The organism is Dietzia sp. NPDC055877, from assembly GCF_053615975.1.
Window position 1 is genome coordinate 1 of sequence record NZ_JBSHCV010000007.1, and the last position, 23236, is coordinate 23236.

Below are 23236 nucleotides of genomic sequence, written 5' to 3' on the forward strand. Positions count from 1 at the left end.
TCGAGATCATCCTCAACGACAGACTCTTCTCACCCGACGGATACCTCACCAACCCGCCCGGAACCGACAGACGCGACCGGCCCGCCTGAGGCGTCAGCAGTCGCCGACGCCCACCCATTCCGACAGCCCGTCGGAGAACAACTGCCGCTTCCAGATCGGCACCCCGTGCTTCAGCTGTTCGATCAACTCGGAGCACGCGGCGAACGCCTCCGCCCGGTGTGGCGCGACCGCCACCACGACCACCGCGACCTCGCCGACCGGCAGGACTCCCACCCGGTGCACGGCGCCCACCCGCACCCGGCCGGCCGGCCCGCTCGTCTCGGTGGCGATCTCCTCGCACAGTCGGCCGAGGATCTTCGCGGCCGTCGGGTGCGCCGAATACTCGATGTGCTGGACGTCGGAACGCCCCCCGTCGTGATCGCGCACAATCCCGGAGAACGTCACCATCGCGCCGTCGGCAGTGGTCCAGACCTCCTGCTCGACTTCACGCGGATCGATCACGGCGTCGGTGATCCGGGCCAGTGGCACAGATGTGGTCATCAGTGCCCACCTCCATTCGCATGTACCTCGAGCAGGTGCTCGAGCAGGTCGTCGAGCACGGCGAGGCCGTCGCGCACGCCTCCGGTCGAGCCGGGCAGGTTCACCACGAGCGTACGGCCGGCGAAGCCCGCCACCCCGCGACTCATCGCGGCCGTCGGCGTGGCGGCGATGCCGCGTGCCCGCATCGCCTCGGCCACACCGGGCAGCTGCAGCGTGAGGTGTGGCGCCGTGGCCTCGGGGGTGCGGTCGTCCGGGGCCACGCCGGTGCCGCCGGTGGTCAGCAGCGCAGCCGGCGAGCGGCGGACCTGCTCGGTGACGGCCACCTCGATCTCCGCGTCGGCCACCACGTGCACCTCGACCGGGGCGAAATTGCGCTCGAGCAGCCAGGACTCGATGGCGGGGCCGGTGGAGTCCTCGCGCTCACCGCGCGAGGCGGCGGTGGAGGAGACGACGACGACGGCGCTCCGGCCCTCACCGATCGCGGCGGGTTCTGCCGGGTGGTCGTTCTGGTCGGTGGCGGCGTTGTCGTCGTCGGACTCCCGGGTCCAGTCGCCGCGCTTTCCACCTGATTTGGCTGCCAGTCGGACCCCGTCCATCGTGGCGAGGGGATCCACGGCCTTGACCATGTCGTGCAACGTCAGGCCCGCCACCGAGACGGCCGTGAGCGCCTCCATCTCGACGCCCGTCCGGCCGGTGGTCTTGGCGGTGGCGGAGACGCGGATCTCGCCCGCGTCGGCGTCGAGATCGAAATGCACCTTCACCGAGTTCAGCGGGATCTGGTGGCACAACGGGATCAGCTCGGAGGTCTTCTTGGCGGCGCCGATCCCGGCCAGGCGCGCGGTGGCCAGCACGTCGGCCTTGCCCAGCGCATCGCCGTCGACCATCGTCACCACCTCGGGGCGGGTGCGGAAGACGCCCTCGGCGGTGGCGGTGCGGGTGGTCACGGCCTTGTCGCCGACGTCGACCATGCGGACGCGGCCCTCGGCGTCGAGGTGGGTGAGCTGCGGGTCTGCCATGGCCTCCACGGTAGTCGTCGCGGTGCAGGTCGGGGCGGCGTGTCGGTCAGTGGGGTGAGTCGGGCTGGAAGCGGCGGACGGCGGTCGCACCCGCGAGGAGCAGGAGGGCGGGCAGGACCAGCGTGAGGCCCATCGCGGTGGAGAAATCGGTGTGGGCGATGCCGACCTGCATGACCGCGCCTAGAGCGGCGGCGCCCACCACGGCGCCGACCTGCCGCGACGTGTTGTAGACGCCGGAGCCGGCGCCCACCAGGTCGGACGGCAGGCTGCGCATCGACACCGCCGAGTTGGCCGCCCAGCACATCGCGTTGGCCGCGCCCATCAGCACCAGGGGGACGAGCAGCCACGGGACCGGCGCCTGCCAGGTCATCATGGCGGCGAACAGCAGCATCGCGGCGATCATCGACACGAAACCGGTGGTCGAGACGACGCCCGGGGCGGTGCGGTCGGTGAGGCGGCCGACGTACGGCGCGAGGACCAGCGAGACCACGGCGGTGGGGATCATCATCAGGCCCGCGACCTCGGCGGACAGGCCCTTCGACGTCTGCAGGAACAGCATGATCGGGATGTTCATCGAGTACACGGCGAAACCGAGCGTGAACACCGAGAACGAACCGAGCGCGAAGTTGCGGTGGCCGAACAGGGCCGGCGGCACGAGGGCGTCGAGGCCCCGGCGGCCGACGTGGAACTGCCGCCGGACGAACAGCGCGGCTGCGGCGATCCCCGCGGCGACGACCGCCCAGAGCCACAGTGGCCAACCGAGGTCGGGGCCCTGCTGGAGGGTGAGCGTCACGGCGAGCACGGCCACCACGGCAAGCGCCGCGCTGACCAGGTCGATCCGGCCGACGCCGGTCGGCAGCCGCGGGACCAGCAGGGCGACCAGGACGAACGCCAGGAACCCGAACGGGATGTAGAGGGCGAAGACCCAGCGCCACCCGGCGGAGCCCACGATCAGGCCACCGAGGATGGGGCCGAACAGGCCCGCCGAGCTGGCGACCGCGCTCCACATCCCCATCGCGGCGCCCCGTCGGTCGTAGGCGAAGACCCGGTGGATGATGCTCAGCGGCTGTGGGTTGAGCAGCGAGGCGCCCACGCCCTGGACGGCGCGGGCCGCGATGAGTAGCTCGATCGTGGGGGCGAAGGCCGCAGCGGTGGCGGCGACGGTGAAGACCGCCATCCCGGCCAGGTAGACGTTGCGTTGCCCGAACCGGTCACCGAGCCGGCCGCTGACCAGGAGCGGGGCGGCGAAGGCGAGCAGGTAGACGGCCACCACCCACACGGTCTGGTTGATGCTCGCGTCCAGATCCTCGCGGATGCTCGGCAACGCCACGGCCACGAGCGCCTGATCCATGAGCGTGATGAACAGGCCCGCGCACAGAGCGGTCAACGCGAGCCAGGCCTGCCGCTCGGGGACCGGCTGGGTGGAGGACATTCACGGCAACATATGTGCTGGTCACGGCGAAGTCAAAGGGTGTGCGGACACGAGTGGGGGTGCCGTCGGCGGCGTTCAGGCGGCCGAGCGGGCATGGCGCAGCTCTTCGACCCGATCCGTATCCGTGACCTCGAGATCCGCAACCGTGCCTGGCTCTCACCCATGTGTCAGTACTCGTGCGACGCCCGGGACGGCGTGCCCACCCCGTGGCACTTCGTGCACCTCGGGGCGCGGGCGCAGGGCGGGTTCGGGCTGCTGATCGCCGAGGCGTCCGCGGTGGTGCCGGAGGGGCGCATCAGCCCCGAGGACGCCGGACTGTGGAACGACCGGCAGCGGGATGCGTGGGCGCCCATCGTGGAGTTCGTCCACTCCCAGGGCGCGGCGATGGGGATCCAACTGGCGCACGCCGGGCGCAAGGCGTCGACCTACAAGGCGTTCCCCGGCCAGCCTTCAGGATCGATGCCCGTCTCCGAGGGCGGCTGGCCCACCGTCGCGCCCTCGGCGATCCCGTTCGGCGACATGGCGACCCCCGAGGCGCTGGATGCCGCCGGGATCCGTGAGGTGGTCACCGCGTTCGCCGACGCCGCCCGGCGCGCCGACGAGGCCGGGTTCGACGTGGTGGAGATCCACGCCGCCCACGGGTACCTCCTCCACGAGTTCCTCTCGCCGCTGTCCAACGAGCGGACCGACGCCTACGGCGGCTCGCGCGACAACCGGGCCCGACTGCTGCTGGAGATCTGCGACGCCGTCCGCGAGGTGTGGCCGGGCGGCAAGCCCCTGTTCGTCCGCATCTCGGCGACGGACTGGGTCGAGGGCGGCTGGACTCCGGAGGACTCGCGCTGGCTGGCGGGCCGACTGACCGATCACGGCGTGGACCTGATCGACGTCTCCTCCGCCGCCAACACTCCCGACCGGCCGCCAGTGCCGCTCGAGCAGGGCTATCAGGTGCCGCTGACCGAGGAGGTCCGGGCGTCCGGGGCGGCGCTGGCCGGGGCGGTCGGGCTGATCAGCGACCCGGAGTACGCCGAGAGCCTGCTGGTCGACGGCCGCGCCGACGTGGTGTTCCTCGGCCGCGTCGCCCTGCGTGAGCCGGCCTGGCCGCAGCGGGCCGCCGCCGAGCTGGGCCTGGACTGGCGCGACGCCCCGTACCCTCCGCAGTACACGCGGGGGAAGTGGGACTGACCTACAGATCCAGCTCGATGTCCGAGGAGGCCAGCGAGTTGCAGACCGTGATCCGCTCCTGCTGCACGCCGGGCTGCTCGGCGCTGGTGGTGCCGGCGAGCTTGGTGGTGACGCACGCCTTGCACAGGCCCCGCTCGCAGCCGGTGGGTACCGGGATCCCGGCGCGCCCGGCCGCCTCCAGCAGGGTGGTGCCGCCGTCGATCTCTACAGACGTCCCGGTGCGGGCGAAGCGGACGGTGTAGCGGCTGCCGTCGTCGGCGGGCCGATCCAGCTCGGGCGCGGTGAACGACTCGGCGTGGAAGCGATCGGCGGGCTGCTCCAGCTCGCGCAGCCATTCGCGGGCGAGGTCGATCACCGCCGCCGGGGCGCAGACGTAGGTCTCGCGTTCGGCCAGATCCGGCACCAGTTCGGCCAGCAGCTCCGGGCCGAGTCGACCGGTGCGCAGGTCGTCGCGTGCGGCTGGGGCGTCGGTGAACAGGTGCAGCGTGATCCCGGCGTCGCGGGCCAGCTCGCGAAGCTGCGGCTCGAAGATGATCGAGTGTTCGTCGCGGTTGAAGTAGAGCAGTGTCGCGTCCGGGCCGGCGCCAGCGGGGGAGTCTGCGGCGTCGCGGGCGAGGCGGCGCAGCAGCGCGATGATCGGGGTGATGCCCACGCCGCCCGCGATGTGCAGGGATTTCGGTGTGCCGACGCCGTTATCCGCGGTCGGCAAGGCGAAGTCGCCGGAGGACTGCGGCACGCCCACGAGCGTCACGTAGGCCCCCGGCGTCAGGGTGTCGTTCAGCCGGTTGGAGACGCGGCCGTCAGCCACGCGCTTGACGCAGAACTCCAGGTCAGCCGCCGCCTCGCCGGCGACGCCGTGCCCGACCGAGTCGTGGACCAGGCTGTACTGGCGGACCAGCTCGTCGTCGTCGACCATCTGGCGCACCGACACGTACGCGCCGGCGTCCCACCGCACGTCATCCCACCCGCGCGGGCGGGCCAGGCGCACCGACAGGGCCTGCCCGTCGGCGACCGGGGTGGCCGCCACGACCCGCGCCGGCACGTTGTGGAACTGCGGCTTGTCGAGGTAGGGCGACTCGGGCAGCCGCCGGTAGCGCAGCCCGGCCGCGACGCGGCGAACGAGCGAAGCCGGGTCGCGCAGCAGGTCGCGGGGGCGAGAGAACTCGCGCTCGCCGAACGGCACCGACAGTCCGGTTAGCGTTTTGGCGATGAGCGGCACGGTCTCCAGTAGCGGCGTCTCGTGGTACGGCAGCCCGTGCCGCGCGGCGATCTCCCGGACCTCCGGCGCGATCTTGCGCTGCATCGACGGCGGCAGGTCCGGGAACAGGTGGTGCTCGACGTGCGTGTCCAGCCCGCCGTAGAAGATGCGCAGGTCGGGCCGGTTCTCGAACGGCACCTCCTCCTCGAGCAGCCGCGCGAGTGCGTCGTCCATCTGCGCGCTGGGCAGGAAGTTGCGGGTCGCGCGGATCTGGCGCTCGTAGTACTGGTCGGCGGTCTCGTCGGGGCCGGGGTCGGTGAACAGCTCGAGCTCACCGGCGTGGTGCTCGATGAACACCAGGAACAGGACCGACATGTAGCCGGTCACCCCACCGAGGTAGTTCGCGGCGAGCGTCTGCAGCGGCTTCCAGCCCGAACGGAACGGCTCGTCAACGAACCGGCGCCGGGCGTCGCGGCCGGCGATCCGGGCGGGGGAGCGCAGCATGTACGAGCTGAAGAGCCCGTGTCCCTCGACCTTCCGTGCGATGTTCGCCAGGAAGAACGGCGCTGCGATCGGGGCCATCGCGGCCAGCGCAGAGATCATCGCGACCTGGCCGAGGTGGTGGCCGTACCAGTCCTGGCCCGCGCTGCCGCGGAACAGGCTGTACCCCAGGTCGTGGTCCTTGCCGACGATGTTGGTGTTGGGGTGGTGGCCCACGTGGTGCATGGTCTTCCACTGGTCGGTGTCGACGTTGAAGTCCCAGTGGTAGCGGTCGGAGTGGTACTCGCCGCAGTCCGGCAGGTGGTCGTAGCTGCCGTGGATGATGTTGTGGCCGAGCTCGGAGAACTGCATGAGCCGGTACGCCATCTCCAGTGCGGTGGCGCGGCGGATCGCGCGGGGGCCGCCCTCGCGCAGCAGTTCGCGGCGGCGGGCGTCGATCGCCTCGCCGTAGGCGGTGACGTTGCGGATGTGCGCCAGGTCCTCGGCGCCCACGGCGGCCTTGGCGCGGATGTAGAGGGCGCCGAGCTCGGCCGCGAGCCCGGTGTCGGTGGCGGTGTCAGGGGAGCCGGCGAGAGTCATGACTGTGACCGTAGCCACGCATCCGCGTCGGCGGAATGGCGCTTCCGGTCGATAAGTTGGCACTTTCGGACACACGCACAGTCGGACAACCGGGTGGGCGGGTTGGTAGGTTCGGGCGATGACTGTGTGGCCGTCGTTGTCGTCGTCGGGGTCGCCCGTGTGGGCCGTGCCGCGCGGCACGGAGGGCGTGCGGATCATGGTGGAAGGCGCCGTGGCGCAGGGGATGACGACGACGACGTGTCTCGCCGGCACCGGAATTCAGCCGCCTGATCTCGCGGATGAGAACGCGCAGATCTGGGCACATCAGGAGTTCGCGGTGATCCGCAATCTGTTGGCCGAGCTCGGGGACCTGCCCGGGCTGGGGGCCGGCATCGGGGCGTATTCGACGATCGGACGGACCGGCGTGATCGGGTTCATGATGCTCGCCGGACCCACCGTGCGCGCGGCGCTCGAGCGGGCGATCCCCTACCTCGCGCTGTCGCCGACGCACCTGCGGTTCGCGCTGGAGGAGGGCGACGAGGTCGTGTACGCGGTCGCCGCCGACGACGAGATCCCGCCCGACGTGCGCGCCTTCGTGGTGGAACGTGACCTGGCCGGGTTGGCGGCGGCGTTTCGTGGCGCGCAGATCGACCTGCAGCTGGCCTGGATCGAGACCACGCTCGGGCCCGCGAGCGCGGCGCTGCTGGCGGAGGCGTGGCGGCTCGAGCCGGCGGCCGTGGTTCCCGGGTGTGCGACCAACCGGCTGGTGATCCCGCGCGAGCGCCTGGACGAGCGGCTGCCGCAGGCGGACGAGAACACCGCGCGGCTGTTCGAGCAGCAGTGTCGAGAGGTGCTGGACGCACGGCTGGCGCGCGTCGGGGTGGCCGGGCAGGTGCGCAGCCGGCTGCGGCACGAGCGGGGCGACTGGCCGTCCATGGCGGACGTGGCCGCCGACCTGCACGTCGACGAGCGCACGCTCCGGCGGAGGCTGACCGCGGAGGGCACGTCGTTCCGGCGGCTGGTCGACGAGGTGCGGCACGGCAGGGCGCTCGAACTGCTCGGCCAGGGCGCGGCGGTGTCCGAGGTGGCGAGCGAGCTCGGATACTCGGAGACCGCGACATTCACCAGGTCGTTCACCCGCTGGGAGGGCGTGTCTCCGAGCCGGCTCCGGGAGCGGGGCCTGTGACGAGGGAGGCGCGGGAGGCCTACGCGCGGCGGGCGGGGGAGTACATCGAACACCTCGGGGCGATCTCGACCGTCCACCCGGCCGACCTCGAGCTGGTGACCCGCTGGGCGCGTCAGGTGGGCGGCCCGGTCCTCGACGCCGGGTGCGGGCCCGGGCACTGGACGGCGCACCTGGCGGGAGCGGGAGTGGACGTCCGCGGCGTCGACGGCGTCAGCGAGTTCGTGGATCATGCCCGCGCCGCCCATCTCGGGTGTCGTTTCGAGCAGGCCGACCTGGACGCGCTGCCGCTCGGGGATGCGAGCGCATCCGGAGTCCTCGCCTGGTACTCGATCATCCACCACCAACCGGAGGGGATCGGCGTACCGCTCGCGGAATTCGCCCGGGTCCTGCGTCCGGGCGGTCAGATGCTGCTCGGGTTCTTCCACGGCGAGCTCGTCGAGCGCTTCGACCACGCGGTGGCCCCTGCATACCGCTGGTCGATCGGAGCGCTGGCCGAGCGGCTGCGGGTGGCACACTTCGAGGTGATCGAGACCTACACCAGGACAGGGCCCGGGCACCGGCCACACGGCGCGATCGTCGCCCGCCTGTCGACCGAGCACTGAAGGAGGCCCGAGTTGAGACTGTTCGAGACCCTGAAGACCCGCTGCCGCGACGAATGGGACGCCTACACCCGGCACGACTTCGTGGAGCGGCTCGGCGCCGGCACCCTGCCGCTGCCGGTCTTCCAGGACTACCTGGTCCAGGACTTCCACTTCCTCGTCCAGTTCACCCGCGCCAACGCCCTGGCCACGTACAAGAGCCGCACACTGGCCGACCTCAAGGCCGCCCACGCCGCGACCGGGGCGATCCTTGCCGAGACCGAGCTGCACCTGACGCTCACGGAGCGATGGGGCATCCCGCGCGCCGAGCTCGAGGCCGCTCCCGAGAAGCAGGCCACCGTCGCCTACACCCGCTACGTCCTGGACTCGGGGATGGCCGGGGACCTGCTCGACCTGAGCGTTGCGCTGGCCCCGTGCACGATCGGCTACGCCGAGATCGGCGCCAGGCTGCAGCCGCGGCTGGCCGAGCACGGCGGACAGGGTGGCGAGCACCCGTACCGCGAGTGGATCAGCGAGTACTCCGGCGAGGAGTTCACCGCCGCCTCCCGCGCCGCGACCGCCCAGCTCGACGCCCTGGCGGCGGGCGGACTGTCCGACCGTCGGCTGGACGAGCTCACCGAGGTGTTCCGCACGGCCACGCGCCTGGAGGCCGACTTCTGGCAGCAGGCTCTCGACAGCGCGGGGTAAGCTCCGACGCCGCGTGGTCGCAAATCACCGTGGCAGAAGGAGTCGTCCTGGGGATGTGTGAAGCGGTGAGACCACTCGGCGGCGAGGAGCCAGAGGCAAGGGCTCAGAACAGCTGCCGCAGGTTCGCCCTGGCCAGGTCCACCAGCTCGTCGCCGCGGCCGGACAGCACGGTGCGCAGCGAGTAGAGCGTGAATCCCTTGGCCTGGGCGGCGCTGATGGACGGCGGGATCGTGAGCTCCTGGCGTTCCACCTCCACGTCGAGCAGGGCGGGCCCGTCATGGGCGAGGAACTGCTTGACGGTCTTCGGTAGGTCCTTGGACTTGTCCGCCCGGAACCCCGCGAGCCCGCAGGCCTCGGCCACCTTCGAGAAGTCGGGGTTGGACAGGTCGGTACCGAAGTTCACGAAGCCGTCGGCCTTCATCTCCACCTCCACGAAGTTGTACGAGGAGTTGTTGAACACCACCACCTTGACCGGCAGGTCGTGCTCGACCAGCGTGAGCAGCTCGCCCATCAGCATCGACAGCCCACCGTCGCCCGCGAGCGCGATCACCTGTCGGCCGGGTGAGGCGGCCTGGGCGCCGATCGCCTGCGACAGCGCGTTGGCCATGGACCCGTGGGTGAACGACCCGACGATCCGTCGGCGCCCGTTCATCGTCAGATAGCGGGCCGCCCAGATGACGGGGCTGCCGACGTCGGGCAGGAACACCGCGTCGTCGTCTGCCGCCTCGTCGATCAACCGCGTCAGGTACTGCGGGTGGATGGTCCGCTTCGACTGCGTGGCGAGGTCGTCCAGCGTGCGCCGCGTCTTGGCGTAGTGCTTTGTGGCGTCGTCGAGGTGCTTGCGGCCCGAGTGCGTGCGCACTTTGGGGAGCAGCGCCCGTATCGTCTCCCCGACACCGCCGACGAGCGGTACCTCGACAGGCGTGCGTCGCCCGATCCGCTCGCCCCGGATGTCGACCTGGATGACCGTGGCGTCCGGGTAGAACTGCTGATACGGCAGGTCGGACCCCAGGACCAGCAGGGTCTCTGCGGCCATCATGGCGCGGTAGCCCGATGAGAACCCGAGCAGGCCGGTCATCCCCACGTCGTAGGGATTGTCGTGTTCCACCCATTCCTTGCCGCGCATCGCGTGGACGATCGGCGCCTTGAGCGTCTCCGCGATCTGCAGCAGTTCGTCATGGGCGCCCGCGCAGCCGGCGCCGGCGAGGATCGTCACGTCCTCGCAGCCGTCGAGGACACGGGCGGCGCGAGCGAGATCCTCCTCGGCCGGGACCACCGCACTGGTGGTGGGGCGGATGGCGGCCACCTCGGCGGTGATCTCCTCGAGCGCCACGTCACCGGGCAGGACGAGCACGGCCACCCCGCGCCTCTCGATGGCCGCACGCATCGCGATCCGCAGCAGCCGCGGCGCCTGCTCGGCCGACGAGACATGCTCCACGTAGACGCTGCACTCGCGGAACAGTTCCTGCGGATGGGTCTCCTGGAAGTAGCCCGTCCCGATCTCCTCCGACGGGATGTGCGCGGCCAGCGCGAGGACCGGGACCCCGGAGCGCTGGGCGTCGAACAGGCCGTTGATCAGGTGCAGGTTGCCCGGGCCACAGGAGCCGGCGCAGACGGTGAGGTTCCCCGTCAGCGCGGCCTCCGAGGAGGCGGCGAACGCGGCCGCCTCCTCGTGCCGGGTGATCATCCAGTCCACGCCGTCGACCTCGCGGATGGCGTCAGTGACGCCGTTGAGCGAGTCGCCGGGTAGTCCGTAGACCCGCCGGACCCCCGAGGCGCTGAGCGTGTCGATGATGTGTCGAGCGACCGTGGTACGTGCCATGCTGCCGACCCTACGACCTCTGCCCGCCTGCGGACACCGATCGAGGAACGCGCGTCACGAGCCGGGCGGGCCCGTCGGAGTGGGTGCGGTCGCGGTGGTGGCGTCGTCGTCGACCTCGGCGCCGGGTGCCGCGCCCTCCGTTTGTCCCTCCTCCACGAGGGAGCCGTCGTCCCACACGGCCTCGCCGCGCGCGATCATGCCGGCCTCGGTGCTGAGGGTGACCTGGGGGAGGAAGAACGCGAACAGAAGGGCGACGGCGAGGACCGGCACCACGAACCAGAGCGCGGGAGCCAACGCATTCGCGTAGGAGTCCACGATTCCCTGGTGCAGCGGCTCGGGGAGGTTCGCCACGAACGCCGGCGTGACGGCGCCCGGGTTCAACCCCGAGGCGATCGCCTGCTCCGGGTTGGCGGCCACCGTGTCAGTGAGATTGTCGATCAGCCGGCCCGTGAACAGCGAGCCGAACCAGGCGGTGCCGATCGCCGCGCCGATCTCACGAAAGTAGTTGTTCGAGCTCGTGGCCACGCCGACCTCGCGCGGATCGACCGCGTTCTGGACCGCCAGCACGATCACCTGCATCACGAGGCCCAGGCCGGCGCCGAAGAACAGCAGCATCGCCATGATCTGCCAGATCGGGGTGGAGCCGGTCATCTGGGTCATCACCGCGACCGTGGCCGTGGTCAGCGCCATGCCGACGATCGGGTAGACGCGGTAGCGGCCCGTTTTGGTGATGGCGATACCGGAGCCGATCGAGGTGGCCATGAGGCCGACCATCATGGGGATCATGAGCAGGCCCGAGCCGGCGGCCGAGGTTCCGGTGGCCATCTGCAGGAAGGTCGGGATGAAGCCGATCGCCGCGAACATCGCCACGCCGAGCACGAACGCGATAGCGGTGGCCACCACGAACACACGACCGGTGAACAGGTGCAGCGGCAGGATCGGCTCCTCGGCGCGGCGCTCGACCAGCACGAGGGCGACGATGCTGGCGATGGTTCCGGCGATCATCGCGATCATGCCCGGCGAGTCCCAGGCCAGCTGGTCGCCGCCGAGGTCGGTGACCAGGACCAGGCCCGCGGTGCCCAGGACCATGAACAGGATGCCGAGGTAGTCCACCTTGGCCGTGCTGCGCTTGGTCGGCAGCTTCATGTACTTCCACGCCAGGACGAACGCGATGATGCCGACCGGCACGTTGATCCAGAAGCACCAGCGCCAGTGGGCGGTGTCCGTGAAGAACCCGCCGAGCAGCGGGCCGGCGACCGCCGAGATGCCGAAGACGGCGCCCATCGGGCCCATGTACTTGCCGCGCTCGGAGGCGGGCACGATGTCGGCGATGATCGCCTGCGACAGGATCATCAGGCCGCCGCCGCCCAGACCCTGGACGCCGCGCCAGGCGACGAGCTCCCAGAAGCCCGCTTCGGTGGCCGGGTCGGTGAAGAAGCCGGCCGAACCGGATCCGATCGACCCGAGGGTGAAGATCGCGATCGCCAGCAGGAAGAGGTTGCGACGGCCGATGAGGTCACCGAACTTGCCGTACAGCGGCATGGTGATGGCCACGGCGAGGATGTAGATCGTGATGATCCATGCCTGGTGCTGGACGCCGTTGAGCTCGCCGACGATGGTCGGCAGGGCCGGGCCCAGGATCGACTGGTCGAGGGAGGCGAGGAACATGCCCGCCATGAGGGCGCCGAAGATGATCCAGACCGAACGCGGGGTGAGCGTGATCGGGTCGTCCCCGACAGGCGCGGGTGGCGCCGTGGAGGTGCTGGTCAAGGAAGTGGCCTTTCATCGGTGAATGCGGTGTGGAGGAGGCCGAAGTAGTGGGCGACCAGCTCCGTGAGGGGGACGTCGGTGAGCCCGGCGCGGGCACTCTGCATGGCCGTCTGGGTGAGGCCGAGCGCGACGCTCAGGCCCACACGGGCCAGATCGCGGTCGGCGACTGATGTGTAGTGCTTGGTGACTGCGGCCTCGAACTCGGCGCCGACCGCCGCCATCGACGTGTGCAGCGCCCCGAACAGGGAGGGATCGCGCTCGAGCGCTTCCCGGACGAGGTCGTCGTCGGCGGAGGCGTCCGGGTCGGTCTCGGACTCGCGGAGGAAGTCCAACATGACGTCGCGAATCCGCAGGACCGGATTGGCGGCGGGCGCGGTGGCCTCGGTTGTGTCGGCGAAGAGTCGGAGCATCAATCGGCGGAAGCGGTCGGCACCGAGGTGGACGACCGCCTCGTCTTTGGAGTCGAAGTAGTTGAAGAACGTCCGGGGCGAGACGTCGGCGCGGGCGGCGATCGCCTCGACGGTCGTGGCGTGGAGGCCTTCCTCGGCGACCAACTGCAGCGCGGCGCGGGCCAGACCGGCACGGGTGCGGGCTTTCTTCGCCTCACGCAGGCCGGTGGGCGTCGGCTCGGCGGAGGGGTCTTTGGTGGTCACCAGACGATGATGCGCCACAAGTTGCAGTCTGTGCAAGTTTGCAGACAGTGCAAAAGCGTGTGCTTCGTCACGCGCCTTCTGGCTGTACCGGAGTTCTGCTCCCGCCAGCCGCATGAGGCCCGCATACCGATCGCATTCCTGCAGGTATCGGCCGAGAAGAGGCCTGCAGGAATGCGACCGGGTTTCACGAAACGCGACGTGGTCTCACGGATCGCGACCTCTTGGTCGAGCGGGATAGGCAGGGCCGGAAGTGGACTGGAGCTTCGCGCCCTGAATGTCGCAATATGGGTGCGCAGGTGCCGCGGAACTGCGCAAAGAGGGTGCGCGAGTCCCCGGGGAGGTCGGACAGGGCGGACCCTACAGAGGAATCGCCTCGACCTCGGTCCCGGCGGCCAGCGAGGTCACGTCGGCCGGGATCTCGACCAGCACGTCAGCGCGGGCCATCGAGGCCACCAGGTGCGAGCCGGGGCCCGAAACGGGCTCGGCGACGGGGATGCCGGCGCCGGAGTCAGGGCCGAGCGCCGCCCGCAGGAACTGGACCTTCCCGGCGGGGGAGGTGACATCGCGCGAGAGCCGGGCCCGCACTGGCTGGACCGGCGACCGGCCCACCGCCTCGAGGATGACCGGCCGCAGCAACACCACGAACGACACCAGCGCGCTCACGGGATTGCCCGGCAGGCACACCACGGGCGTGTCCCGCCACGTCGACATCCCCTGCGGGCCACCGGGCTGCATGGCGATCGGCGCGAACCGGGCTCCGTCGCGTCCCTCGAGCACCTGCCGCACCACCTCGGCGTCGCCCATCGACACCGCGCCCACGGTCACCACCAGGTCCGCGTCGGAGACCGCGGAATCGAGGGCCGCGGTGAACTCGTCGCGGTCGTCGCCGCTGGTCAACGTCGCGGTCACCTCGCAGCCACAGGCCTTGAGCGCGGCCGTCAGGGTCAGCGAGTTGGACTCCCAGATCTGCCCCGGCCCCAGCGGCCGCCCGGGCGCGACCAGTTCCGAACCGGTGGCCACCACACCGACCCGGGGTCGCGGCCGCACGTCCAGCGCCGACTCGCCCAGCGAGGCCGCCGCCGCCAGGTGCCGCGCCCGGAGCTGCACGCCCGCCGGGATCACCACGTCACCGGTGCGGACGTCGTCGCCGGGACTCCGGACGAACTCGCCCCGCGCGCGAGGTGCCCGCACCAGCACCGCCGAGTCGTCGTCCGGGTCCGGCGAGGTGTCCTCCACGGGAACGACACAGTCCGCGCCCTCGGGGACGGGCGCCCCGGTCATGATCTTGCAGGCCTCGTTGTCGTCGACCCCCGGCCCCGGCCCCTGGCCGGCGTGCACCGCCCCCACCACCCGCAACCGCGCGGGCGCGTCGGGGCTCGCCGCGGCCACATCCGCCGACCGCACCGCGTACCCGTCCATCTGCGAGTTCACGAACAACGGCAGGTCCACCGCGGCGCGCAGGTCGCGGGCCAGCACCGAGTCGGGGCACGCCACCAACGGCAGTCGGGTGGACTGCGCGGCGCGGGCCAACATCGGCGCCAGGTGCGTGCGCACGAGGTCGCGGTAGCCGTCGGGGGACGGGCGCGCGGTGTCGCTGTGGGAGGAAGCCATGCCTCCACGGTAACCGCGTTGTACTGTGCCTACGGCCCGCGCGCGGCGGTCCGCGGACGGTGAAGGGTGACAGGTGAGACGTGGCGGAGAAGAAGAACGACGGTAGGACGACGACGACAACGCCAGATACGACGTCCGCCCGCACCGGCCTGTGGTCGGTCCACGGGGACGGCAAGAACATCCGGCCCGGCGAGGTCGTGGCCCCGATGGAGCGGCTGAGCTGGCCGCGCACGATCGGCATCGGCGCGCAGCACGTCGTCTCGATGTTCGGCGCGACGTTCGTGTTCCCCATCATCATGGGGCTCAACCCGCAGCTGGCGATCCTGTTCTCCGGCGTCTGTACGCTGCTGTTCCTCGCGGTGGTCAAGGGGCAGGTGCCCAGCTACCTCGGCACGTCCGTGGCGTTCGTCGGCGCGGTCGCCGCGATCCGGGCGCAGGGCGGCACGAGCGCCGAGGTGACCGGCGCAATGCTCGTGGCCGGCGCGGCGCTGCTGGTGGTGGGCCTGGTGGTGCACTTCGTCGGCGGCCGTGTGGTGACGGCCGTGCTGCCGCCGGTCGTCACAGGCGCCGTGGTGATGCTGCTCGGCTTCAACCTCGCGCCCGTCGTGGCGGAGACGTACTGGCCGCAGGACCAGTGGGTCGCGTTGGCGGTGATGATCGTGCTGATCGGGATGACCGTCGGGCTCAAGGGCTTCGCGGGGCGGATCGCGATCTTCCTCGCGCTGATCTTCGGCTACGTCCTGTCCTGGGTGCTGGACGTACTCACCGGGCCCATCACGTCGTTCAGCGCCACCGCCGGCGAGGTGACCGAGCACCTGCGCGTCGACTGGTCCGGGGTGGCCGACGCGGCCTGGATCGGGCTGCCGCCCATGACCGACGAGGCCGCCGGCGTGGTGGGTATCCACGCGCCCGACTTCTCGCTGGCGTTCGTGCTGCTGGTGGTGCCCGGGGTGATCGCGCTGATCGCCGAGAACGCGGGGCACGTCAAGGCGATCGGCGAGATCACGCGCACCGAGACCGACGGGCTCATGGGGCGCGCGCTGGCCGCTGACGGTGCCGGCACCGTGCTGGCCACCTCGTTCGGCGGGTCGGCCACCACGACGTACGCCGAGAACATCGGCGTGATGGCCGCGACCAAGGTGTACTCCACCGCCGCCTACGTGGTGGCCGCGCTGACCGCGATCGTGCTGGGATGTTCCCCCAAGCTCGGTGCCGTGATCTCCGCGACCCCCGGCGGCGTGCTCGGCGGGATCACGGTGGTGCTCTACGGCATGATCGGCCTGCTCGGCGCCAAGATCTGGAAGGAGAACCGGGTCGACTTCGGCAATCCCCTCAACCTGGTGCCGGTCGCGGCGGGCGTGGTGATCGCAGTGGGTGACACCACGCTGCACATCACGGACTCGTTCCAGCTCGGCGGCATCGCCCTGGGCACTCTCGTCGTGGTGCTGGGTTACCACCTCGGCCGGGTGATCGCGCCGACGCTCCGCGCGCAGGCCGAGCGGGACGAGATCCACGAGATGACCCTGCTCGGGCCCAACCCGGAGGTCGAGGATCCGGGTCCGGCCTAGACTGGCCGCAGCGACCGAAGATTGGAGGTGTCGCCGTGGCAGATTCCGAGATCGGAACGCGCTCACCGCGCCCCGCCACGCCGCTGCTCGTCGACTCGTTCGGACGAGTGGCCCGGGACCTCCGGGTCTCCCTCACCGAGAAGTGTTCGCTCCGTTGCACCTATTGCATGCCGGAGGAGGGGCTGCCGCCGATCCCCGATGAGGCGAGGATGACCACCGAGGAGGTCATCCGGTTGGTGGCCCTGGCGCACCGCGAGCTGGGCGTCCACGAGGTGCGGTTCACCGGCGGCGAGCCGCTCATGCGGCAGGACCTCGAGCGGATCATCGCCGGCACGCGCGCCGAGTGCCCGGACCTGCCGATCGCCATGACCAGCAACGGGGTGGGTCTCGAACACCGCATCGACGGGCTCGTCGACGCCGGGCTGGACCGCATCAACATCTCGCTGGACACCGTCAACCGGGCCGAGTTCGCCGCGCTGACCCGGCGCGACAGGCTGCCGTCGGTGTTGCGCGGCGTGCGCGCGGCGGTGGCCGCGGGCCTCGACCCGGTCAAGGTCAACGCCGTGCCCATGCGGGCCACGCTGCACGGGGCGCCCGACCTGCTGGAGTGGGCGCTCGCCGAGGGTGTCCAACTGCGCTTCATCGAGGAGATGCCGCTCGACGCGGACAACACCTGGTCGCGGGTGGAGATGGTCACCGCTCAGGAGGTGCTCGACTCGCTGTCGACCCGGTACGAGCTGATCCCCGCGGGTCGCGACGACCCGTCGGCGCCGGCCGAACTGTGGGAGGTGGCCGGGCACACTGCGGGTGGGCGGCCCGCGACGGTCGGTGTGATCGCCACGGTCACCCGGAACTTCTGCGCCGCCTGCGACCGCACCCGCCTCACCGCCGAGGGCACGGTCCGGTCGTGCCTGTTCAGCGACGACGAGACGGACGTGCTCGGGGTCCTGCGCTCCGGGGCGCCGGACCGCGAGGTCGCCGACGCATGGCGCGGTGCGATGTGGGGCAAGCAGGCCGGTCACGGGATCGGCGGCACGGCGTTCCACCGGCCGCGGCGGTCGATGGGAGCCATCGGTGGGTGACGTGTCAGAGTCAGGCGATAACATCGGCGATGTGAGCAGTAATCCGAGAGTGATCACCGTGGGTTATTACGCCGCGGCGGAAGACGCGGCAGGCACGGCCCGCGAACGGCTGCACACGCACGCCGCCACCGTCGGCGAGCTGGCCCGCGAGGTCTGCGAGCGCCACGGCGAGCCGTTGGCGAGCATCGTCACCGTGTCCTCCTTCCTGGTCGGCGAGGAGACCACCCGGGACCCGCACGCCTCGATCGCCGGTGTCTCGGAGGTCGACGTACTGCCGCCGTTCGCCGGGGGCTGACTCGTGCGCCAGCGCCCGGTCCTCGCCGTCCTGACCGCAGTTCTCGCCTGCTCGGGGGCCGCGGCCTGTGCGAGTGAGGAAGTCGAGGAGGAGGCCGTCACCATAGGCGTGGCGGCCGCACCGTCGCTGTCGGCGGCGTTCACGGAGATCATCAGCGTCTTCGAGGCCGACAATCCCGGGGTGCGGGTCAGCATCGAGCTGGGCAAGTCAGGCGAGATCGCGAAGAGCCTCGGCTCGCGGTCGGACATCAACGTGTTCGCCTCCGCGAGCGAGGAGGCGATGCAGAGGGTCGTGGCGGAGGGGGCGGCGGTGGACCCGCGCGTCTTCGCACGCAATCACGTGGTGTTGGCGGTGCCGTCGGGCAACCCCAAGGACGTCTCCGGCCTGGAGGATCTCGACCGGGAGGGCCTGCGGGTGGGGCTCTGCGATGTGGAGGTGCCCTGTGGCCAGGCCGCCGACACCCTATTGACGGCGGCGGGGGAGGACCCGGTCGACGTCGAACGGATCGCCGGGTCCCGGGCGCTCGCCGCCCAGCTCGCGGACAACGACGCCGACGTGGGGATCATCTACCGGACCGACGTGGCCAGCTCGCACGGTTGGGTCGAGGAGGTGGACGTCGACCCGCGGGACCGCGAACTCCAGCAGGCCTCCGGCACGACCAGCTATGTTCTGGCCCGGGTGCCCGGCGGCGAGGACGGCCCGTCCTCCGAGGCGAAGGCGGCCGCGTCGGACAGATTCGTCGAGTTGGTGCTCTCCAGCCGCGGACGCAGCGCGCTCCTCAACTCGGGGCTTGAGGCGGTCTCCGGCTGAGCCGGTATCAACGAGAACTTAGACTGGGGGCCCATGAGCACCGCTGAACCGCAGGCCGGGTCTCGGCGTAGGGGATCGTGGCACCGGCGGGCGACCCGGCCGGTCCAGTTGTGGATGATCGCCCTGGTGATCCTGGGCGTGGTCCACCGCTGGGTTCCGGCCTCCACATGGGTGCTCGTCCACATGTTCACGCTGGGGCTGATCACCAACTCGATCCTCGTGTGGGGGCAACACTTCACCGAGACACTGCTGCACCGGCGATCCCCGGAGAGTGCCCGAGGTGTGCAGGTGCGCCGGATCATGGTGCTCAACGCCGGTGTCGTGGTGCTGGTGGTGGGCATGATCGCCGCGTTCCCGGTGGCGATCATCGCGGGCGCGGCTGTCGTCGGCGGGGCGGTGTGCTGGTACATCGTGGACCTGGTCCGGCAGATCCGGGCCGCCGCCCCGTCCCGCTTCCGGCCCATCGTGAAGTACTACGCCATCGCGGCGGCGTTCCTTCCCGCGGGAGCGGTGGCCGGCGCGTTCATGGGGGTCGGCGTCCCCGCGGAGTGGTCCGTCCGGCTGCACGCGTTCCACCTCGCGGTCAATGTGCTGGGCTTCGTCGGCATCACCGTGCTCACCACCCTGGTGACCTTCTGGGCGACCGTCCTGCGGGCGCCGATGGCGGAGGGGCAGGACACGGCGGCCACGCAGTCGCTCGTCGTGCTGTCGGTCTCCGTCGTCGCGGTGGCCGCGGCCTCGTTGGCCGGCGCGTGGATCGTCACGGCCGCGGCGATGGTCGTGTACCTGGGGGCCGTCCTCTGGCACCTCTACTATCTCGCCCGCATGGCGCGCCGGACGCCGCCGCGGGAGTTCGCGTCGATGAGCATCGGCTGCGGCCTGATCTGGTTCCCGGTCGCGGTGGGCTGGGCGGCCCTACTGGTCGCGGCGGACCGTGTCGAGGACCTCGGCGCCGTGACCGTGCCACTCCTGGCCGGGGCGGCCGCCCAGATCCTGTTCGGGGCGATGAGCTTCCTCATGCCCACCGTGATGCGAGGCGGTCCCGCCGCGGTGCGGGCCGGCATGATCGAGATGAACCGCCTGGCCGTGTTCCGGCTGGTGCTGGTCAACGCCGGCCTGCTCGTGTTCCTCGCCCCCGGCGGAACGAGCTGGACCCGGGTCGTGGGCTCGTCCCTGACGTTCCTGGGCTTCGTCCTGTTCCTCCCGGTGATGATCCGCGCGGTCCGCGCCCAGTTGCGGGTCATCCGCGAGACCGCGGCGGCGCGCGAGGCGGGGGAGAAGCCCGCCCGGGTCAGCGCGGACACGCCCCGGCCGCCGATCGCGCCGGGGAAGCAGCGCAATTTGACCGGCGCGTTGGCCGCGGTCCTGGTCGTGGTGCTCGCCACGGGGGCCGCCCTCGCCGTCGACCCCTCCTCGCCGCTGCGCCGCGGCGGCGAGGCCGTCGCCGTGACCCCCACCGGCAACACCACGTCCGTCGAGGTCGCCGCGGACGGCATGCGGTTCTTCCCCGACACCGTGACGATCCCCGCCGGGGACCGGCTGGAGATCACCCTCACCAACCGCGACGAGACCAACATCCACGACCTGTACCTGACCAACGGCGCCGACTCGGGCCGGGTCGGCCCGGGCGAGACCGTCACGTTCGACGCCGGGGTGATCGGCCGCTCGCTCGAGGGCTGGTGCACGATCGCCGGGCACAAGGCGATGGGTATGACCTTCAGCGTGCTGGTCGAAGGCGGCTCTGGCGCTGGCTCCGGCACCCTCGAAGATTTCGGCGCCCCCTCGTGGCCCGGCTCCGTCCCCGGTGACCGCACCACGCACGGCGGCGCCCCGACCTCGGCGATCGACGTGATGGCGCCGCCGTCGGACGACTTCGCGACCCGCGACCCCGTGCTGGCCGCCGCGCCGCCCGGGCGCGTCCACCGCGTCACGCTCACCGTCGAGGAGACGACCGACGAGCTCGCCCCCGGGGTGGTGCGTCCCGTGTGGACCTACAACGGCGGGCTACCGGCGCCGACGCTGCGGGGCAGGGTCGGCGACGAGTTCGTGGTGACGCTGCGCAACGAGGGCACGATGGGGCACTCGATCGACTTCCACGCCGGCGACGTGAGTCCCGACGAGGTGATGCGCACGATCCCGCCCGGGGAGGAACTCGAGTACCGGTTCACCGTCAACCGCGCCGGTGCCTGGCTCTACCACTGCGCCAGCATGCCGATGACCGGACACGTCGCCGCGGGGCTGTTCGGCGCGCTCATCGTGGACCCGCCGGATCTGCCGCCGGTCGACCGTGAGTACGTGCTGGTGCAGTCCGAGTCGTACCTCGGCGGGCCGGACGAGCCGTTCGACATGGACAAGATCGCCGCCCGGCAACCGGATCTGGTGATGTTCAACGGGCACGCAACCCAGTACCGCCGTGACCCGCTCACCGCGCGCGTCGGCGAGACGGTGCGGATCTGGGTGGTGGTGGCCGGGCCGAGCGACGGTACGAGCTTCCACGTGGTGGGCTCGCAGTTCGACACCGTCTACAAAGAGGGCGGTTACCTGCTGCGTGAGGGCCGCGACGCGTTCGGCGGCGGCAGCGGCGGGGCGCAGGCGCTGGACCTCTCGCCCGCGCAGGGCGGGTTCGTGGAGATGACCTTCGTCGAGCCGGGCCGGTACACGTTCGTCGACCATTCGTTCGCCGACGCCGAGAAGGGTGCGACGGGCTTCATCGACGTCACCGGCTGACCCGACAGCGGCATCCGCGCTCGCGACTGCGCGGCGGCAGCATCGATAAGTGGGTTTCGCACGTCGGCACTCGGGCAATGCGTGCGGAAGTCTCTGCGCGATGGGTGACCCGGGAGTCTCGTGCGCGGGGAATAAGCGGGCAGACCCATCGGTTAATGTAGGTGATACATCATCAAAAATCGCAGTCGTCCGTAACGCAGGAGTTGTCATGCCCGTCTTCGTCCAGAACCCCGATCCGCGCAGCCTCGTCGAACGCCCCGCCGACCGACTGTTGCCCGCCGATGCCCGCATGGGCGCCGTGGAACTCCTGGTCCGCGACCTCGACGCGATGATCGCCTTCTACTCCCGCGGCGTGACCCTGGACGTGCTCGAGCAGTCGGGTGAGACCGCGGAGCTCGGCCGGGGCGGACAGCCGCTCGTGCGCCTACGCCGCGTCCGCGATCTGCCGCCGCGGCGACCCGGGGAGGCGGGGCTGTTCCACACCGCCGTGCTCTTCGAGGACCGTCAGTCGCTCGCGTTCGCCGCGGCGTCGGTGGCACGACTCGCACCGCAGTCGTTCACCGGTAGTTCCGACCATCTCTACAGTGAGGCCTTCTACTTCGACGACCCCGAGGGCAACGGCGTCGAGCTGTACGTGGACCGCCCCCGGGAGACCTGGCAGCGCGACGGCAACGGCCTGCTCCAGACCGCGACCAACGCCCTGGACCCCAACGCGTTTCTGCGCGCCCATCTCCCGCAACGGCCGGTCGCGCCGCCGCCGGCCACGCTCGGGCACGTCCACCTGCAGGTCGGTGACATCGGCGTGGCCCGCGACTTCTACGTGGACGCCCTCGGGTTCGAGGTCATGAGTGACCTCGGGACTGCGCTGTTCATCGCGGCCGGCGGGTACCACCACCATGTTGCCGTCAATACCTGGGGCACCGCGGGAGCCGGGCCCCGCGCCGCCGCCCTGGGTCTGGGGCAGGTGAACATCGACCTGCCCGATGACGACGACGTCGCCGCGCTGCAGCAGCGACTGGTCGATCATCGAATCGAGGTGCGGCACGACGGTCGCACACTGCGTTTCGACGACCCGTGGGGCACCCTCATCCAGGTCGCCCCCGCGGGTGCCTGATCTCGAACCGGCCCCGGGGCGGGCGTTCTGACCTAGCTTCAGGGAGGACTGACCCGGCGCCCGGCCGGTCGGCGGCGCAGAGAGGTGATGTCGGGTGAACAGCCAGCGACGTGGTGTCAGGGAAATCGTGAGTGGCAGAACACGGGTGACGGTGGTACTCGCGGCGATCGTGAGCACCCTCGCGCTCGCGCTGTCCATGCTGCTGTCCGGGGCGGGGACCGCCTCGGCGCAGGAGACGGGGGAGCCGGCTCCCACACCGGGCATATTCGAGTTCTCCGCCGACGGGATCACGTGGTCTGAGGATCCGAGCGCCGTGCTGCCGCCGTTCAGCGGGGGGAACCTCTCCCCGGGCGCGGTGGTTGAACGCCACTACTACGTCCGCAACGCCGACTCGGTGCCCGGGACGTTCGAGACATTCATCGGTGACTGGTCCTCGTCCGCCAACTCGCTGTTCACCGTCCAGTCGGACTTCGGGGACGATGTCGGCGTGCGCTACACGTACTACGGGGAGGACTTCCTCGAGCACACCTACGGCCCGGCGGTCGAGGTGGGCACCGTGCTGAACTCGGTGGAACTGGCACCGCGGGAGCAGGTGCGGATCGTCGACAGCGTGGGGCTGCATCCCGATGCGGGCAGGGAGACCCAGGGGGCGCGTGTCCAGACGGCCATCGAGTGGCGGCTCACCGTGCCGGAGCCGCAGCCCGAGCCGGAGCCGGAGCCCGGCGAGTGCGAAGGCGGGATCCCCGTGAGCGGCCTGTTCAGTGCCGCGGGCAGTACGGGCGGCGAGTCGACCGGCAGCATGGCCGGCAGCGCGGCCGGGTCCACCGGCTCGGCCTCGCTGGACGGCGGGTGCACGGCCGAGTCGTGACCGCGGGGTGGTGACCG

19 protein-coding genes are annotated in these 23236 nt (G+C 71.0%); 11 read left to right on the forward strand and 8 right to left on the reverse strand.

Annotated features, from left to right (window positions below; all coding sequences use genetic code 11):
• Nucleotides 1–93 precede the first annotated feature (93 nt).
• Genes ACWGLC_RS09750 through ACWGLC_RS09760 form a run of 3 tightly spaced genes read right to left on the reverse strand, consistent with a single transcriptional unit; the run spans nucleotide 94 to nucleotide 2988 of the window.
• A complete protein-coding gene (locus tag ACWGLC_RS09750; protein ID WP_452099719.1) occupies nucleotides 94–540 on the reverse strand; it encodes a molybdenum cofactor biosynthesis protein MoaE in 447 nt (148 codons plus the stop codon).
• Nucleotides 540–1556: a bifunctional molybdenum cofactor biosynthesis protein MoaC/MoaB gene (gene moaCB, locus ACWGLC_RS09755; protein ID WP_452099720.1), complete on the reverse strand. Its 1017-nt coding sequence runs from the start codon at nucleotides 1554–1556 to the stop codon at nucleotides 540–542. Before moaCB ends, ACWGLC_RS09750 begins: the two co-directional genes overlap by 1 nt.
• 46 nt (nucleotides 1557–1602) lie before the next feature.
• On the reverse strand, nucleotides 1603–2988 hold the full coding sequence (locus ACWGLC_RS09760; protein ID WP_452099722.1) for an MFS transporter: 1386 nt from the start codon (nucleotides 2986–2988) through the stop codon (nucleotides 1603–1605).
• Between the two features lie 93 nt (nucleotides 2989–3081).
• On the opposite strand from ACWGLC_RS09760, the gene ACWGLC_RS09765 reads away from it, so the two are divergent.
• Nucleotides 3082–4170, forward strand: coding sequence for an NADH:flavin oxidoreductase/NADH oxidase (locus tag ACWGLC_RS09765; protein ID WP_452099723.1), 1089 nt, complete (start codon nucleotides 3082–3084; stop codon nucleotides 4168–4170).
• Between the two features lies 1 nt (nucleotide 4171).
• Here the strand turns inward: ACWGLC_RS09765 and ACWGLC_RS09770 are convergent, their stop codons facing one another.
• Complete coding sequence (locus ACWGLC_RS09770; RefSeq protein WP_452099725.1) at nucleotides 4172–6448, reverse strand: fatty acid desaturase; 2277 nt, start codon at nucleotides 6446–6448, stop codon at nucleotides 4172–4174.
• Nucleotides 6449–6566: 118 nt separating this feature from the next.
• Between ACWGLC_RS09770 and ACWGLC_RS09775 the strand changes: the two genes are divergently transcribed.
• Genes ACWGLC_RS09775 through ACWGLC_RS09785 form a run of 3 tightly spaced genes read left to right on the forward strand, consistent with a single transcriptional unit; the run spans nucleotide 6567 to nucleotide 8899 of the window.
• Entirely contained in the window at nucleotides 6567–7613 is a 1047-nt protein-coding gene (locus ACWGLC_RS09775) for an AraC family transcriptional regulator ligand-binding domain-containing protein (RefSeq protein ID WP_452099726.1), read from the forward strand.
• Nucleotides 7610–8215, forward strand: coding sequence for a class I SAM-dependent methyltransferase (locus tag ACWGLC_RS09780; RefSeq protein ID WP_452099727.1), 606 nt, complete (start codon nucleotides 7610–7612; stop codon nucleotides 8213–8215). Before ACWGLC_RS09775 ends, ACWGLC_RS09780 begins: the two co-directional genes overlap by 4 nt.
• 12 nt (nucleotides 8216–8227) lie before the next feature.
• Entirely contained in the window at nucleotides 8228–8899 is a 672-nt protein-coding gene (locus tag ACWGLC_RS09785) for a TenA family protein (protein ID WP_452099729.1), read from the forward strand.
• A gap of 103 nt (nucleotides 8900–9002) precedes the next feature.
• Here the strand turns inward: ACWGLC_RS09785 and poxB are convergent, their stop codons facing one another.
• The 4 genes from poxB to ACWGLC_RS09805 form a co-directional block, all read right to left on the reverse strand.
• Nucleotides 9003–10721 (reverse strand): ubiquinone-dependent pyruvate dehydrogenase, encoded by a 1719-nt coding sequence (gene poxB, locus ACWGLC_RS09790; protein ID WP_452099730.1) that lies wholly within the window; start codon nucleotides 10719–10721, stop codon nucleotides 9003–9005.
• A 54-nt stretch (nucleotides 10722–10775) separates the two neighbouring features.
• A complete protein-coding gene (locus ACWGLC_RS09795) occupies nucleotides 10776–12491 on the reverse strand; it encodes an MDR family MFS transporter (protein ID WP_452099731.1) in 1716 nt (571 codons plus the stop codon).
• Nucleotides 12488–13144, reverse strand: coding sequence for a TetR/AcrR family transcriptional regulator (locus ACWGLC_RS09800; RefSeq protein ID WP_452099732.1), 657 nt, complete (start codon nucleotides 13142–13144; stop codon nucleotides 12488–12490). Before ACWGLC_RS09800 ends, ACWGLC_RS09795 begins: the two co-directional genes overlap by 4 nt.
• 357 nt (nucleotides 13145–13501) lie before the next feature.
• Entirely contained in the window at nucleotides 13502–14755 is a 1254-nt protein-coding gene (locus tag ACWGLC_RS09805) for a molybdopterin molybdotransferase MoeA (RefSeq protein ID WP_452099734.1), read from the reverse strand.
• 206 nt (nucleotides 14756–14961) lie between these two features.
• On the opposite strand from ACWGLC_RS09805, the gene ACWGLC_RS09810 reads away from it, so the two are divergent.
• The 7 genes from ACWGLC_RS09810 (at nucleotide 14962) to ACWGLC_RS09840 (ending at nucleotide 23219) form a co-directional block, all read left to right on the forward strand.
• Nucleotides 14962–16323 carry a uracil-xanthine permease family protein gene (locus ACWGLC_RS09810; protein WP_452099824.1) on the forward strand — a complete coding sequence of 454 codons (1362 nt, stop codon included), beginning with the start codon at nucleotides 14962–14964 and terminating at the stop codon, nucleotides 16321–16323.
• 35 nt (nucleotides 16324–16358) lie between these two features.
• On the forward strand, nucleotides 16359–17405 hold the full coding sequence (gene moaA / locus ACWGLC_RS09815; protein WP_452099735.1) for a GTP 3',8-cyclase MoaA: 1047 nt from the start codon (nucleotides 16359–16361) through the stop codon (nucleotides 17403–17405).
• A gap of 31 nt (nucleotides 17406–17436) precedes the next feature.
• Nucleotides 17437–17700 carry a MoaD/ThiS family protein gene (locus ACWGLC_RS09820; RefSeq protein ID WP_344992743.1) on the forward strand — a complete coding sequence of 88 codons (264 nt, stop codon included), beginning with the start codon at nucleotides 17437–17439 and terminating at the stop codon, nucleotides 17698–17700.
• 3 nt (nucleotides 17701–17703) lie between these two features.
• Nucleotides 17704–18510: a molybdate ABC transporter substrate-binding protein gene (locus ACWGLC_RS09825; RefSeq protein ID WP_452099736.1), complete on the forward strand. Its 807-nt coding sequence runs from the start codon at nucleotides 17704–17706 to the stop codon at nucleotides 18508–18510.
• A 33-nt stretch (nucleotides 18511–18543) separates the two neighbouring features.
• Nucleotides 18544–21237, forward strand: coding sequence for a multicopper oxidase domain-containing protein (locus ACWGLC_RS09830; protein WP_452099737.1), 2694 nt, complete (start codon nucleotides 18544–18546; stop codon nucleotides 21235–21237).
• A 208-nt stretch (nucleotides 21238–21445) separates the two neighbouring features.
• The gene (locus ACWGLC_RS09835) at nucleotides 21446–22351 is read left to right on the forward strand and encodes a VOC family protein (protein ID WP_452099738.1); all 906 of its coding nucleotides are present in this window, start codon (nucleotides 21446–21448) and stop codon (nucleotides 22349–22351) included.
• 127 nt (nucleotides 22352–22478) lie between these two features.
• On the forward strand, nucleotides 22479–23219 hold the full coding sequence (locus tag ACWGLC_RS09840; RefSeq protein WP_452099739.1) for a hypothetical protein: 741 nt from the start codon (nucleotides 22479–22481) through the stop codon (nucleotides 23217–23219).
• Nucleotides 23220–23236 lie beyond the last annotated feature (17 nt).

Coding starts and splice junctions, on each gene's coding strand:
- ACWGLC_RS09750 (WP_452099719.1), bottom strand. CDS start 540: ATGACCACATCTGTGCCACTGGCCCGGATCACCGACGCCGTGATCGAT.
- ACWGLC_RS09770 (WP_452099725.1), bottom strand. CDS start 6,448: ATGACTCTCGCCGGCTCCCCTGACACCGCCACCGACACCGGGCTCGCG.
- poxB (WP_452099730.1), bottom strand. CDS start 10,721: ATGGCACGTACCACGGTCGCTCGACACATCATCGACACGCTCAGCGCC.
- ACWGLC_RS09810 (WP_452099824.1), top strand. CDS start 14,962: ATGGAGCGGCTGAGCTGGCCGCGCACGATCGGCATCGGCGCGCAGCAC.
- moaCB (WP_452099720.1), bottom strand. CDS start 1,556: ATGGCAGACCCGCAGCTCACCCACCTCGACGCCGAGGGCCGCGTCCGC.
- ACWGLC_RS09835 (WP_452099738.1), top strand. CDS start 21,446: ATGCCCGTCTTCGTCCAGAACCCCGATCCGCGCAGCCTCGTCGAACGC.
- ACWGLC_RS09830 (WP_452099737.1), top strand. CDS start 18,544: ATGAGCACCGCTGAACCGCAGGCCGGGTCTCGGCGTAGGGGATCGTGG.
- ACWGLC_RS09765 (WP_452099723.1), top strand. CDS start 3,082: ATGGCGCAGCTCTTCGACCCGATCCGTATCCGTGACCTCGAGATCCGC.
- ACWGLC_RS09760 (WP_452099722.1), bottom strand. CDS start 2,988: ATGTCCTCCACCCAGCCGGTCCCCGAGCGGCAGGCCTGGCTCGCGTTG.
- ACWGLC_RS09805 (WP_452099734.1), bottom strand. CDS start 14,755: ATGGCTTCCTCCCACAGCGACACCGCGCGCCCGTCCCCCGACGGCTAC.
- ACWGLC_RS09775 (WP_452099726.1), top strand. CDS start 6,567: ATGACTGTGTGGCCGTCGTTGTCGTCGTCGGGGTCGCCCGTGTGGGCC.